The 13743-nt window shown below is 68.0% G+C and carries 11 protein-coding genes; 2 read left to right on the forward strand and 9 right to left on the reverse strand.

Annotated features, from left to right (window positions below):
- Positions 1-47 precede the first annotated feature (47 nt).
- Positions 48-1121, forward strand: coding sequence for a hypothetical protein (locus ACM6LR_RS25315; protein WP_414940984.1), 1074 nt, complete (start codon positions 48-50; stop codon positions 1119-1121).
- Here the strand turns inward: ACM6LR_RS25315 and ACM6LR_RS25320 are convergent.
- From ACM6LR_RS25320 to ACM6LR_RS25350, 7 genes are all read right to left on the reverse strand, one after another.
- Complete coding sequence (locus ACM6LR_RS25320) at positions 1087-2532, reverse strand: ATP-binding protein (RefSeq protein WP_414940983.1); 1446 nt, start codon at positions 2530-2532, stop codon at positions 1087-1089. The genes ACM6LR_RS25315 and ACM6LR_RS25320 overlap by 35 nt on opposite strands.
- Positions 2529-3218, reverse strand: coding sequence for a winged helix-turn-helix domain-containing protein (locus ACM6LR_RS25325; RefSeq protein ID WP_414940982.1), 690 nt, complete (start codon positions 3216-3218; stop codon positions 2529-2531). The genes ACM6LR_RS25320 and ACM6LR_RS25325 overlap by 4 nt, the downstream gene beginning before the upstream one ends.
- A 22-nt stretch (positions 3219-3240) precedes the next feature.
- Complete coding sequence (locus tag ACM6LR_RS25330; RefSeq protein ID WP_414944626.1) at positions 3241-3603, reverse strand: hypothetical protein; 363 nt, start codon at positions 3601-3603, stop codon at positions 3241-3243.
- A 127-nt stretch (positions 3604-3730) separates the two neighbouring features.
- The gene (locus ACM6LR_RS25335; protein ID WP_414944627.1) at positions 3731-5509 is read right to left on the reverse strand and encodes a choline/carnitine O-acyltransferase; all 1779 of its coding nucleotides are present in this window, start codon (positions 5507-5509) and stop codon (positions 3731-3733) included.
- Positions 5506-6354, reverse strand: coding sequence for a class I SAM-dependent methyltransferase (locus ACM6LR_RS25340; protein WP_414940979.1), 849 nt, complete (start codon positions 6352-6354; stop codon positions 5506-5508). Before ACM6LR_RS25340 ends, ACM6LR_RS25335 begins: the two co-directional genes overlap by 4 nt.
- A gap of 16 nt (positions 6355-6370) precedes the next feature.
- On the reverse strand, positions 6371-7222 hold the full coding sequence (locus tag ACM6LR_RS25345) for an arpA protein (protein WP_414940978.1): 852 nt from the start codon (positions 7220-7222) through the stop codon (positions 6371-6373).
- A 150-nt stretch (positions 7223-7372) separates the two neighbouring features.
- Entirely contained in the window at positions 7373-9970 is a 2598-nt protein-coding gene (locus tag ACM6LR_RS25350) for a bifunctional FO biosynthesis protein CofGH (RefSeq protein ID WP_414944628.1), read from the reverse strand.
- Between the two features lie 143 nt (positions 9971-10113).
- Between ACM6LR_RS25350 and ACM6LR_RS25355 the strand changes: the two genes are divergently transcribed.
- Entirely contained in the window at positions 10114-11706 is a 1593-nt protein-coding gene (locus tag ACM6LR_RS25355; protein WP_414944629.1) for a transposase, read from the forward strand.
- 4 nt (positions 11707-11710) lie between these two features.
- On the opposite strand, the gene ACM6LR_RS25360 is transcribed toward ACM6LR_RS25355, so the two are convergent.
- Entirely contained in the window at positions 11711-12469 is a 759-nt protein-coding gene (locus ACM6LR_RS25360) for an SDR family oxidoreductase (RefSeq protein ID WP_414944630.1), read from the reverse strand.
- 8 nt (positions 12470-12477) lie between these two features.
- Positions 12478-13275: an alpha/beta fold hydrolase gene (locus ACM6LR_RS25365; RefSeq protein WP_414944631.1), complete on the reverse strand. Its 798-nt coding sequence runs from the start codon at positions 13273-13275 to the stop codon at positions 12478-12480.
- Between the last annotated feature and the right edge of the window lie 468 nt (positions 13276-13743).

Consider the following 13743-nt stretch of genomic DNA (forward strand, 5'->3'; position numbering starts at 1 on the left):
TGATCTTCGGTCACGGTGGCCGCACGCCCCGTTCCTAGCTTGGCGTCATGACCACCTTGCTCGAACGGGCCCCGGCTCCCGCTCCTGAGAAGACCCCGCGGCGGAGCATCACGGCCCTGTTCGCGGTCGCCGTCCTCGTCGCTGGGTACACCGGGTTCCGGTCACCGGGGAACTGGGCGGCGACCCTGCAGTCGGTCTCGCTGTACGACGGCTTCCACCGGCGCTTCCTCGTCGGCACGCTGCTGTACCCGTTCGGCCACGACTATCTGGTCTTCGTCGTCGCGAGTTCCGCCGTCCTCGGTGGACTTCTGACAGCCGTGGCGATCGCGTTCTTCCGCAGCCGCACCGAAAGCCGTCGATTGCTGATCGTCGCCTGGCTCCTGCTGCCGACGGGCGGCTACCTGTTCCACGAGATCGGCTATTTCGACCAGGTGCTGTATCTGCTGCTGTTCGGAGCTTTGTGGGCGCTGCGCCGGAACCGGCCGGTGCTCGCGAGTGTCCTGATGGCGCTTTCGGTGACAGTGCACGAGATCGCGCTGCTGACCGTGCTGCCGGTGTTCGGTTTCGTTTTACTGCGGCGATTCCCGTTCCGCCGCGCCTGCGCGCTACTCACTCCGCCCGCGGTGCTCGGAACGGTGATCCTCGCGCTGCCGCCGTCCGCTCCCAGCGCCGTCGAGAAGCTTCGGCAGGCGCTGGCAGGAGCGGACTTCGCCTACCGCGTCGACGCGCTGGACCTGTTCGGGCGCACGCAGGCCGAGAGCTGGCGGATGTACTCGATCACCAACGTGCTGCTGTACCTGGTGCCGATCGTGATCGTGGTGGCCGGCGGCTTTCTGTTCCTGCACCGCCCGACCCTCGCGGCCGCGGTGCCCGTAGCCGCCATCACGGCGCCGGCGCTGCTCGCGTTCGGCGGCTGGGACGACGCCCGCTGGGGCTTCCTGCTGGTGACCAACTTCGTCGTCGTGCTGTGGCTCTGGCTCGGTCGTCGAGAACTGCGGCTGTCCCAGATGGGCGTGCTGACCGCGCTCTTCCTGATCCTCACGCACGTCCCGATGCCGTACTTCGACGGTTACGCGCCACGCGGGCTCACGCTGGTGACACCCGTGGAAGGCTTACGGTGAAGACGGCGCCGCGGTCGTTGCGGACTTCCAAGGACCCACCGTGGATCAGCGCGTTCTCCCTGGCGATCGCCAGTCCGAGCCCGCTGCCTTCGGTCGCCTGACGGGCTTGATCGCCCCGGACGAACCGGTCGAACAAGATCGGGAGCAGGTCCTCGGGGACCCCCGGTCCGGAGTCGGAGACCCTGATCGTCACGGTGCCCGGAGAACCGTCGATGGACACGGTGATCGGAGGACGGCCGTGCCGGGCGGCGTTGGCCAGCAGGTTGCCCACGACGGTGTGGACGCGGCGCGGGTCGGCGAAGACGGTGGTGTCCCCGGTGCTCGTGACCTCGACGGCCGCCCCCGGCACGCTGACCTCGATCGCGTCTTCGACCAGCGCGGGCAACTCGACCGGTTCGGGCCGGAAATCGGCGGAACCCGCGTCGAACCGGGAGATCTCCAGCAGATCCTCGACGAGCCGCGCCAGCCGCCGGGTCTGCGTGCCGAGCAGTTCGGTCGCGCGGGTCCGGGTCACGGGGGTGGCGCTGCCGAGCGTGTCGACCGTGGCGACCATCGAGGCGAGCGGGGTCCGCAGGTCATGGGCGACGTCGGCGACGAAACGCTGCTGCTGGCGGTCCTTGGCGCGCAGGTCCTCGATCGACTCGCTGACCCGCTGGGCCATGATGTTGAACGAGTCGGCGAGATCGGCGAGTTCGTCACGGCCTTTCACCGGGACGCGCACCTCGAAGGCACCGTTGCCAAGGTCGCGGGCGGCGGAGGTGACGCGGCGCACCGGCCGCTGGATGTTCCACGCGGCGAACACGGCCGCGAGGACGCCGAGCGCGGTCACGCCGAGCGCGATGTACACCAGCTTCCGCCGTTGCGCGGCCAGATCGATGTCCAGCGGGGTGAGGTCGAAGAACTGCACCACCCAGTAGTCGACGAAATTCCCGCTGACCACGAGGAGCCGCCTGCCGGTTTCCGGGTCGACGGTGGTCGCCGTCAGCAGATCCATCGTCTTCGCGGTGCGGACCAGCACCCGATCCTCGATCGACGCCACGAGCCCCAGTCGATCGCCGACGCGGACCGGCACGGGCTGCGGCCGGTACCAGAAGTCGGTCGAGGCGAAGTTCACCAGCTCCGCCGAGCCATCGGGCCGCTTGGTGAACAGCGCCCACTCGTGCGTCCTGTCGGACATCGCCACGGCGAACTCGTTCAGGGTGAGTCTGTTGTCCATCACCGCTTCGAGCCCGCGCCATGACTGTTCGAACATCGCCCCGAACGTCATCTTGGCACTGAAGACGAAGCTGTCGACGGTGTCCGCTTCTTGCAGTTTCGACGCGCTGAAGACCATCACCGCGGTCGCCGTCGTGGTCACCAGCACGACCGCCGCCGTCACTTTCGTCCGGAGCCCGAAGGACGGCCGCCTCACTGGTCCACCAGGCGGTAGCCGAGGCCGCGCACCGTCTTCAGCACCACGGGATTCGCCGGATCGTCCTCGACCTTGGCCCGCAACCGCGCGACCGCCGCGTCGACGATCCGCGAGTCGCCGACGTAGCCGTAGTCCCAGACCCGTTTCAGCAGCGTCTGCCTGCTCAGCACCTGGTTCGGATGCTCCGCGAACTCGACGAGCAGGCGGATCTCGGTCGCGGTAAGCGCCAGTTCGAAGTTGTCGCGGGTCACGCTCATCGCGGCGGCGTCGATCTCCAGCCGCCCGATCCGCAGCGTCCCCGCCGACGGGCCGGGAGCGGTGACCGCGCGACGGCCGATCGCCTTGAGCCGGGCGTCGATCACCCGCGGTTCGGCGGGTTTGACCACGTAGTCGTCGGCGCCGCATTCCAGCCCGGCGACGACGTCGATCGGATCGCCGCGCGCGGTCAGCAGTACCAGCGGCAGCCTGCTGCGCGCGCGGATCCGGCGGCAGACCTCGAAGCCGTCCATCCCGGGCAGCATCACGTCGAGCAGCACGAACTCGAGTTCGAGCCGGTCGGTGAACAGCACCTCCAGCGCCCGCTCCCCGGTCGGGGCGACGACGACGTCGTGCCCGAGTACTTTCAGCGCCAGCGTGAGCGCTTCGGCCAGGGCTTCGTCGTCTTCGACGAGCAGGATGCGCGGCATGGGTCTCCCAAGATCGAAATGCTCACCGATCGTAAGGGCGCTCCGCCGCGCTCGCCGCCAGCCGGTGCGGAACCGTCGCAGAGCCGTGCGGTCTCGTCACAAACGTCAGATCGGTGTCGACCGTGATTTGCTGTTCCGGGTCGCCCTTGGCCGCGACGACCGACAGCAGTTTCGCGCCTGGCTCGGTCGTCTGCGGTGCCGTGCCGCAGTTGGTCTGTGTCAAGACGATCGCCCGATGTCCCAGCGCGGCCTCGACCGGCCCGGACTTCACCGTGACGCCCGTGTCGAGACAGCCCGCGGACGCGGTGCCGATGATCGGTCCCGATGCCGGACCGCGTGCCTTATGACCACCGGATCCGGAGCGGGTGTGTGGAAAGAGGGACACTCAACGTCCCTCTTTCCACACACCCTCTCAGCTGACACCACCTTTGCCCTTACCCCTCACTAGTTGCCCAGTGACCGGCCCGTTCGCCGGACTCACGTGAGTCACGCGGGAGACTGGGCAGGCGACATCAGGCGAGCAACTCCTGCAATTCCGCGACCGCCGTGGCGAGTTCCGCCGCGAACAGCTCCATCTCGTGCGCCACGTGCTTCGGCGTGCACAGGTAGACGTTCAGCCGATCCGGCAGCAGTACGTACGCGACGCCGATGCACTGCGGGCTGGTCGACCCGAAACCGAAGTACCGGATGTTCACCGACGGCGCCGAGCTGGTGCTCAGGTAGTCGTTGCGCATCTTCAGCCAGCCCGGCGACGAGTACAGCGCCGGGGGTTCCTCGACGCCGCGCCGTTTCTGGATCAGCTGCAGCTCCCATAGGTGCTGCTCCGGCGCGTCGCCCGCCTGACATTCCTTCGCCCGCGTGACGTGCTTCGCGGCCGCCGCGCGGAAGGCCGCTTGACGCGTCTGCCGGTCCGCGTTCGAGTCGTCCATCACCCTGACGAACCACTGCACCTCGGGCGTCACCACACGCATCGCTTCGGTGCGCCCGTTCTGGAACTGCCGCGTCGCGATCGACTCGTAAGTCGTGCCGGTGATCCCCTTCGCGCGCTTGTGCGCGAGCTGATACGCCATCTGCGCGAAGCCGTCGGGGGACATCCCCAACTCCTTCGCCCGCTTCGCGCCGAAGTCGGTGAAGGACACCGTCTTCGTAGCGGTCGCATCGGCGTACGCGGCGAAGGCCGCTGCCGCGGCACGGGCGTCCTCGCGAAGCGCGTCACCCAAGACGAACTCGATGACCTCGGTCGCCGGGACGCCGTCGGCGGGCGCCCGTTCCAGCCGCGTCCCGCTCAGCACCGCGTCGGTGAACCCGAGGATCGTGGTCCCGTCCAGTTCGCAGTGCTCGACGTTGATCCCCGCCGTGCCGTCCTCGAACACGATCAGCGAGACGGCCTTGTCGAACCAGCGGTTGCCGCTGTCGCCGTGCAGTAGTTTGTCGCACGCCTCCTGCGTGTCCGCCGGGGTGAAGTCCTCCAGGCACAAACAGAACAACGCGGTTTCGATGTCGTCGAGCGCGGCCGCGTTCCCGGCGGTGAGCAACGCTTCGCGCGTCGCCGCCCATTCCGCCCTTGCTTTGGTGGTGAAGTGCCCGGCGGCGGTCTCGGGATCCTCGACGAAAGTCTCGGACTTCACGATCGCCTGCAGTCCCGCGGCCAGCTGTTCGGGGGAATAGGGGCGGCCGTCCGGCGCGATGACGTCCATCCGGAACGGGGTGTCGCGGTGGAACACCACGATGTGCCGCGCCCTCGACGGCCCTGGCCACTCCTCGCGGTACGGCGTGCGCGCGGTGTCCTGCACGGCACCGGGAATCCGCGTCGCCGAGAACAAGTACTTGTGCTGCACCATCGACTGCGGCTGCCCGCGCAGCACGATCGGCGGCACCAGTTCCTCGTCGAGCTTCAGCTTGTAGTCCACCGCCGACGCGGCCAGTTCGGCCGCCCGTTCCAGTTGCCCCAGCGGGGACTCGGAGAACAGGAAGAAGAAGTTCGCGTTGAGCGCGATCCGGTCGCGGCGGCCGAGGTAGCGGTACGGCCAGAAGGTGTCGAGCCAGCTTTGGACGCCTTCACGGCTGTCGTAGGACTCGAGCGCGCTCTGCAGTTCGTGCGCCGGGCTTCCTTCCGCGAGGAACTCGGCGACGGCGCCTTCGGTCTCCGCGAGCTCACCGGGGGTGAGCAGCGGCGAGCACCACTCGAGGAACCGGCGGCAGGTGTCCTCCAGGCTGGGGACAGGAACCCGCGGCAGGACGTCCTCGTTGCCGAACGTGCGGGTGGACAGTTCCGGACTGCTCACGATCATCCTTGATCTCGAAGGGGCAGGGCGTTCAGCGCGGAGGCGAGCCCGCCGGCCGCGCCGTTCGGCCGGGAGACGAACAGCCGCGCGTACAGCCGGCCGTCGGCTTCCAGCCCACGCGGGTCGACACCCGCGATGGACAGATTGTCCAGGATCTGCGTTCGTTCCTCTTGCGAAGCGAACCTTCGCTGCCGGAAGACGCCGTCGACCCCGGCGGTGTCGTACTCCAGATCGGTGAGGCTCGCGGCGACCGGTTCGTAGGAGAACATCCGGAGGACGAAATGCGCCATCCACGGCCGGTTCTCCCGCGCGATCCGCACGAGACTCTTCTCCGTGACGTAGCCGATGCAGCCGGTCGAGATGACGATGTCGACGCCGGCCAGCAGCGCACGCTGCTCCTCCGTCGGGTCTTCGCTCTCCAAATCCGCGTGGATCGCGTCGTCGATGAAGCCCGCGGCGAGCGCGTAGTCCAGCGCGGGCGCCGAGGTGTCGAGGCCGATGAAGCGGACTCCGTCGCCGACGGCGAGCCTCTCGACCATCCGCCGGTCGTGCGCGATCAGGTCGTCCCGGCTCAGTGACTCGCCGTCCGCGTAGTGGTCGTACAGCCCCTCCATCGAGGTGTCACACCGGTACAACGCCGCGTTGACGCCGTAGGAACAGCCGAGGTCGAGCACTGTCGGCACTTTGACGTCGGCTTCGGCGCGGTACTCGTCGATCAGCTTCGCGAAATAGGCTTTGGCCTGCTGAGGGATGTTGTAATCAAGCCTGCGCAAGGTGTCGTAGAAGGCACGCGGATCGGGCTCGGTGTAGATGTGGTCGAAGGAGATCTTGCCGGTCGAATCCAAAGGCACGGGCCGGGCTCCTGACTTAGTCGAGCAGCTGATCGCCCCGGACGGCCGCTGACGCGACGTGTTCGGGCAGGACCCGGCCGAACAGCTGTCTAGTCCGCTCCGGACTGCCGGTGACCCCAGGACGTTCGCTGTAGGCGAAGATCGCGGAATGGCGTGCTGTTGCTCCTAGAACACTACTCACGCGGTGCAGGGAGAAACGTCCGCGAAACAGCTGAAGATCACCGGGACGCAGAGTGAGCCGACGGATCATGTGATCGCCTTCGCCCGCCAGGACCGCGCGGACGTCGTCGAAGTTCTCAGCCTTCTCCGAGCGGATGTTCGGACAATATTCGAAGACTCCGCCGTCTGCGGCCTCCTGCGTGAGCATGCTGACGGTGAACTCGTTGGTGTCGAAATGCCACGGATGGGAGCGGCCCGGTTCGATCACGTTGAGGACAAGACCGGACAGCGGATCGGCGAGTTCGTAGAGGACGGGGAGTTCGAAGCAGTCGGCCACGAACCGCTGGAACTCGTGGCTCGAATACAGCTGCTGGATGATCGCGGTCGCCGGGATCTGGTCGCGTGCCACGAAGGCGTTGCCGCGTTCCATGATCGTGCGGCCGGGATGGCCTTCCGGCAACGGAGTGTCGATGGCGGTGTTGTACGCGTTGACCCGTTCGATCCTCGCGTACGCCTCCGGTGCGATCTGCCCGCCTTCGTGGCGAAGGACGTCACGCAGCTCCGGGCGGATGAAGTCGGCCAGCACACTGCAGCCCGTTTCCCGCAGTTCGGCGCGGGTCCGGGAAACGATTTCGCGCCAGGCGGGGCTTCCCGGTTCGGACAACGGATAGCGGGCGGTGTCGGCCACCCGGACTGCGCTCGCGGTCATCGACGTCCTCTCGGCTGCCCGGAAGTGATTCTCGGGTTTAGCACAGAAAACGCCGGGGGCTCCCGCTCCTTGTGAGCGGTGACACACGGAACGTGAAGGCCCCCTCGCCCCGAACTGTACGCGGGTAAGGGGGCCTTCACGGACTTTTCGTCAGGTGGTGACAAGCGGCAGCAACGGCCGCCGGACCGCGGTCGCGACGCCGTCCGACGTGGCGGCCGCGGCGATCCGCTCCGCCGTCGGCGTGCCGTACTCGGTGGTCCGCTGCCGCAGCGGACGTCCCAGCGGCTCGACCATCGTGCGCATGTCGCTGATCGTCTTGTACGACCCGTTGGCCGCACCCGCCATCCGGCTGATCGTCTCCTCCATCAGTGTCCCGCCGATGTCGTTGACCCCGCCTCGCAGCACCGCGCGGCTGCCCTCTTCGCCGAGTTTCACCCAGGAACTCTGGATGTTGTCGATCGTCCCGTGCAGCAGCAACCGGGACAGCGCGTGCACCGCGCGGTTCTCGCGCAGCGTCGTCCCGGCCCTGGCGAGCCCGGCGAGGTAGATCGGCGAACTCTGGTGGATGAACGGCAGCAGCACGAACTCGCTGAACCCGCGTCGCCCGTTGCGCTCCAGGCCTTCCCGCTGCAGTTTCGCCAGCAGCTTCAGGTGCCCGACCCAGTGCGCCGGGGTGTCGACGTGGCCGTACATCATCGTCGACGTCGTCGTGATGCCGAGTTTGTGCGCGGTGGTGACGACGTTGATCCACTCCGAGGTCGGCAGCTTGCCCTTGGTCAGCACCCAGCGGACGTCGTCGTCGAGGATCTCCGCCGCCGTGCCCGGCAGCGAGTCGACACCGGACGCCTTCGCCTGCGCGAGCCAGTCCTCGATGGAGAGGTTCGTCCGCGAAGCGCCGTTGACGACCTCCATCGGGCTGTAGGAGTGCAGGTGGATGTCCGGCTGACGGCGTTTCACCTCGGCCGCGAGATCGAAGTACGCGGTGCCCGGCAGATCCGGGTGGATGCCGCCCTGCATGCAGATCTCGGTCGCGCCGGCGGCCCACGCCTCGTCGACCCGGTCGCCGACCTGCTCCAGCGAAAGGGTGTACGCGTCGGCGTCGGTGCGCCGCTGGGCGAACGCGCAGAACCGGCAACCGGTGTAGCAGACGTTGGTGAAGTTGATGTTCCGCGTGACGACGAAGGTGACGTCGTCACCGTTCACTTCGCGGCGCAGGTCGTCGGCGATCTCGGTGAAGGCGTCCAGCTCCGGCCCGTCGGCGTGCAGCAGCGCCAAAGCCTCGTCGTCCGACAGCCCGGCGGGGTTCTTTTCCGCGCTGCGCAAAGCATCCCGGATGTCGGTGTCGAACCGCTGCGGCGCGGTCTTGATGTTGCCCTTGATCTCCGCCCAGTCGCCGTAGACCGAGTCGAAGTCGCCGCGCCGGTCTTCCGTGCGGCCGATGGTGTCGACCTCGACGTGCAGATCGGTGCGCCCGGCCTCCTGCCAGCCGCCGTCCGGCTCCTGCCACGGGATGCCCACCGGGAAGGCCTCTTCGATCGCGAGCCCGGTCTCGGCCTCGGTCAGCGGCGCGAGATGCGCGTTCATCCGCGGGTCCAGCCACGGTTCGCCGGTCTTGACGTACTCCGGGTAGATCGGGAGCCGCTCGCGCACGGTGAACCCGAGTGCCTCGGTGCGGCGTTTGAGTTCGTCGATCCGCGGCCACGCGCGCTCGGGGTTCACGTGGTCGGGGGTCAGTGGGGAGACGCCACCCCAGTCGTCGATACCCGCGTTCAGCATCAGTTCGTACTGCTGGCCGATGAGGTTCGGCGGCGCCTGGATGCGCATCTTCGGGCCGAGCACGAGCCGCGCGACGGCGATGGTCGCGGCGAGTTCTTCGAGATCGGCGTCCGGGGTCGCGCGCATCTTCGTGTCCGGCTTCGCTCGGAAGTTCTGCACGATGACTTCCTGGATGCCGCCGTAGGTCTTCGCGACCTTGCGGATGGCGAACAGCGCGTCGGCGCGCTCCTCGAAGTTCTCACCGATGCCGATCAAAATGCCCGTCGTGAACGGCACCGAACTGCGGCCGGCGTCTTCGAGAACGCGCAGGCGGACGTCGGGGTCTTTGTCGGGCGAGCCGTAGTGCGGGCCGCCCTTCTCGGTGTAGAGCCGCTTCGCCGTCGTCTCCAGCATCATGCCCATCGACGCCGACACCGGCTTGAGCCGCTGGAAGTCCTGCCAGGTCAGCACGCCCGGGTTGAGGTGCGGCAGGACGCCGGTCTCCTCCAGCACCCGGATCGCCATCGCGCGGACATAGGACAACGTGTCGTCGTAGCCGTGCGCGTCGAGCCAGTCCTTCGCCGCCTTCCAGCGGTCCTCCGGACGGTCACCGAGGGTGAACAGCGCTTCCTTGACGCCCATCGCGGCACCCTTGCGCGCGATGTCGATGACCTCGTCGGGGGAGAGGAACGGTGACTCGACGCGACCAGGGACGGTCGCGAAAGTGCAGTAACCGCACCGGTCCCGGCACAACCGGGTCAGCGGGATGAACACCGAACGGCTGTAGGTGACCACGCCGGGACGACCGGCCGCGACAAGGCCGGCGTCACGGACGCGGGAGGCGTGCTCGGACAGCGTCTTGAGATCGTCGCCGCGCGCCTGGAGCAGGATCGAGGCCTCGGTGAGGTCGAGGGTCTTCCCGTCGCGCGCCCTGGCGAGCGACCGGCGCATCGCGGTGGTGGTGGGGGTGTTCACGTCAGCATCGGATGCCATTCCCGCACGCTATGGCCGGACTCGCTCCAGCTGCCAGTGCGCATCCCGCCACCACGTGACCCACACGGCTGTCGTCACTGTTTTCGCTGGTCAGAGCGCGATCTGGGTTGCCGATCAGCGGGCCGGGGTGTATTACCTAAAGTATGGCCTCGGTGATCGGCAAGAAGGTCGGTGGGCGGACGTACTACTACCTCGTCACCTCCGCGCGGGTCGACGGCGAGCCCCGCGTGGTGTCCCAGCGCTACCTCGGCACCGCCGAGGAGATCGGGCGCGCGATGGACGGCGACGTCTCCGCGCCCGGCGAAGCGCGGCACCGGACCTTCGGCGACGTCGCGGCTGTGTGGGCGACGCTCAAGCGGCTCGACTTCGTTCGCAGGGTCGACGACGCCGTCGGAACCCAGCGCGCCGCGACCACCTTGGGAACGCATCTCGCGCTCGCTGTCCTGCACCGGGCGACAGCGCCGGACACGGAACTCGCCTCGTGGTGGGAGGACGGCGTCGCGCGCGAGTTCCTGAAGGCCGATCTGGCGAATCACTGGCGAGCGCTGCAACGCCTCACCCCGGAACGGCTCACCCGGATCGAGACCGCCGTCGCCGACGCGGTGCTGTCCTGGCTGGGAACGGGGAACGCCGCGCTCGCCGTCGACGTGCCGCAGTTCGCCTCCTTCACCACGGTCGATCCCTGCCGCTGCGAACTCGCCGGGCTCGGGCTGGTGGTGACCAAGGACGGCGCGATCCCGCTGGCGTCGCACGCGTACCGGAGGGAAGGGGCGCCGCCGTTCGCCGCGCTCGCGGACGACCTCCGGGAGCGGTACACGGCGGGCGACGTCACGCTGGTCTTCACCGCCGGTCAGGCCGCGCAACTGGACCTCGGACGGCATTTCGTCGGCGCGCTGCCGCTCTCGGAACATCCGGACCTGCTGGCGAAACCGGCGTCCGCGCGCAAGCCCGTCGACCCTGAGCGCTTCGCCGGGCTGACGGCCCTCGACACCAGAGCCGTGGTCGCGGGCGTACGGCGGCGCGTGATCCTGACCTACTCGGAGACCCTGCACAACGCGCAGGCCCGCGCGTTCGGCGACGAACTCGGCACCGCGACCCGCGAACTCGCCGGCCTCGACGCCGCACTGGCGGCGGGCACCTACCGGGGCGACCGAAGCCAGGTGAACGCCGAAATCGCGCGGATCACGCGCGGCCGCCGCGTCGAACGGGTGCTCTCGCCCTCGATGGCAGGCACCAGACCGGGGGAGATCCGGCTGACCTGGAAGGTCGACGACGCCGCCGTGTCGCGGCTCCACGACGAGTTCTTCGGCAAGCAGGTATTGGTCACCGACCACGACTGGCCGGTCGGCGAGGTCGTCACCGCCTACCGCGCCCGGACCCACCTCGACTCGACGTTCCGCTGGTTGACCGGCTCCGCCGTCGCCGGTCCGACCCCGCGCTGGGACTGGAGCCCGCACCGGATCGCCGTGCACACGCTGGTCACGGTGCTGGCCTCGACGGTCACCCACCTCATGCGGCGCGAGGCCGACCGCGCGGGGATGAACCTGTCGGTCCGCGAACTGATGGACATCCTGGCCGGGATAGGGGAGACGGTGTTGCGCTACCCCTCCACCGGCGGCCGCCCGCGAACGCGGCGCCTGCTGACCGAGCGGAGCCCGGAGCAGCAGGCGCTCTTCACCCTTTTCGGTCTCACCCAGACCCCGCCCCACCACCCTCAACGGTCAGGCTCTGCCTGACTGGCTACTCCGAGCGGTGAATCTGCAGCGCGGAGAAGGTCTGCACCACCGGCATCAACTCGATGACGTTGATGTTCACGTGCTCCGGCTGCGAAGCCGCCCAGAAGACGGACTCGGCCACGTCGGCGGCTGTCAGCGGCGTCGTCCCCTTGTAGACGTTGTCGGCCTTGCCCTGGTCGCCCTCGAAACGGACGACGGAGAACTCCGTGCCACCGACCATGCCGGGTTCGACGTTGGTCACCCGGACGCCGGTCCCGTGCAGGTCCGCGCGCAGGTTCAGGCTGAACTGGTGCACGAACGCCTTGGTCGCGCCGTAGGCGTTGCCGCCGGGGTACGGGTAGGTGCCCGCGATCGACCCGATGTTGATCACGTGCCCGCGGCCGCGCTCGACCATGCCGGGCAGCAGCGCGCGGGTGAGGTGCGCGAGACCCTTGATGTTCGTATCGATCATCTGGTCCCAGTCGTCGAGCTTCGCCCGGTGGGCGGGCTCGAGGCCCTTCGCGAGGCCCGCGTTGTTGACCAGCAGGTCGACCTCGGCGAACCCGGCGGGCAGCGTTCCGGGGAGAGCGGCCACCGCGTCGGCGTCCCGGACGTCCAGCTCGATCGGCAGGACGTCCTCACCCAGCTCGTCGGCCAGCTTGTCGAGCCGGTCCTTGCTGCGCGCGGCCGCGACGACCTTGGCGCCGTCGGCGGCGAACCGGCGGACGATCTCGACGCCGAACCCCGCGCTGGCACCGGTCACGAAAACGGTCTTCTGGGACATGGAGACGATCACCCAACTTCTTTCAGGAACCGTGCGAACACGGCGTCGAACTCGGCCTCGCGCTCCAGGTTAGGCATGTGAGCGGCGCCCTCGATCACCGCCAGGGTGGAGCCGGGGATGAGGTCGCGCATCAGCTCGGCGTCCGAGACGGGCGTGAACTCGTCCTCCGCCCCGACGACGACCAGGCTCGGCACGGCGACCTTCTTGAGGCTCTCCCGGTAGTCGGGCCGCTCGGCCCGCCCCCTGAGCGCCGCCGCCGCTCCTTCCGGGGGAGTCGTGCGCATCATCCGCCGGACGTGCGCCGCCACGTCCGGCATCGTGCGGACGTTCTCCGGCGAGACCATCTTCGTCAGCACCTCGTCGGCGTACCAGCCGATGCCCTCGGCGAGGACCCGGTCCGCGGTCTCGTTGCGGACGCGCTTGCCCTCTTCTGTTTCTTCCTGAGGGGAGGTGTCGGCGAGCAGGAGCCCGAGGACGCGCTCGGGATAGGTGCGGTGGAACTCCATGACGATCTGCCCGCCCATGGAGAGGCCGCCGAGCACGAACCGCTCGATGCCCAGGTGATCGGCGAGGCGGGCGATGTCCGCGGCGAAGACGTCGAGGCCCGTCTTCCCGGGTACGACGGTGGTCTCGCCGTACCCGCGGAGGTCAGCAGTGATGACCCGGTAGCCCTCCTGGCTGAAGCGTTCGGCCTGGGGACGCCACATCGACCGGTTGAAGGGGTGGCCGTGGACGAGGACGACGGGCAACCCGGTGCCGAGGTCGTCGTAGGCGACGGTGATGCCGTCGAGTTCCGCAGTGCTCATGACTCGACGCTAATCGGAGCAATCGGGGAGATCAATACGGTGCAATGTACTCGGAGCAATGTTTCTTCCTGGCGTTCACCTGGGGTGCCCCTGGAGCGATCACCGGGTGATCGTCGGGAGGTGACCGGTTTCCAGCCTTTGACCTGCGTAAATGTCGTTAAGGTACCCCCCTGTTTCGGGCCCCTGGGGGCCATGTAAAGTTCTCCAAGTCGCCAGGGAAACCGGGTGGCCGCGGGACACGAACCAAGCTCTCACCTCAAGGTGATTGAGTGGGTGTCCCACCAAAACTGCTAGGAATGACTGCTTCGGATGAGGCCGCGTGGTGTGGTGTGATTCGGGGTGTGTTGCTTGAGAACTCAACAGTGTGCTAGTGAATTAAGCCAGTAGAGCTTATGTATGTGAACCTCGTTTGAGGTTTCTTTGAGTGCAAGTAAAATTTGCCTCGATCAAATTTGACATTGTTGGAGA

Source organism: Amycolatopsis sp. cmx-11-32, from assembly GCF_047608695.1.
GTDB lineage: Bacteria > Actinomycetota > Actinomycetes > Mycobacteriales > Pseudonocardiaceae > Amycolatopsis.

Coding starts and splice junctions, on each gene's coding strand:
- ACM6LR_RS25315 (WP_414940984.1), top strand. CDS start 48: ATGACCACCTTGCTCGAACGGGCCCCGGCTCCCGCTCCTGAGAAGACC.
- ACM6LR_RS25325 (WP_414940982.1), bottom strand. CDS start 3,218: ATGCCGCGCATCCTGCTCGTCGAAGACGACGAAGCCCTGGCCGAAGCG.
- ACM6LR_RS25335 (WP_414944627.1), bottom strand. CDS start 5,509: ATGATCGTGAGCAGTCCGGAACTGTCCACCCGCACGTTCGGCAACGAG.
- ACM6LR_RS25345 (WP_414940978.1), bottom strand. CDS start 7,222: ATGACCGCGAGCGCAGTCCGGGTGGCCGACACCGCCCGCTATCCGTTG.
- ACM6LR_RS25350 (WP_414944628.1), bottom strand. CDS start 9,970: ATGGCATCCGATGCTGACGTGAACACCCCCACCACCACCGCGATGCGC.
- ACM6LR_RS25355 (WP_414944629.1), top strand. CDS start 10,114: ATGGCCTCGGTGATCGGCAAGAAGGTCGGTGGGCGGACGTACTACTAC.
- ACM6LR_RS25360 (WP_414944630.1), bottom strand. CDS start 12,469: ATGTCCCAGAAGACCGTTTTCGTGACCGGTGCCAGCGCGGGGTTCGGC.
- ACM6LR_RS25365 (WP_414944631.1), bottom strand. CDS start 13,275: ATGAGCACTGCGGAACTCGACGGCATCACCGTCGCCTACGACGACCTC.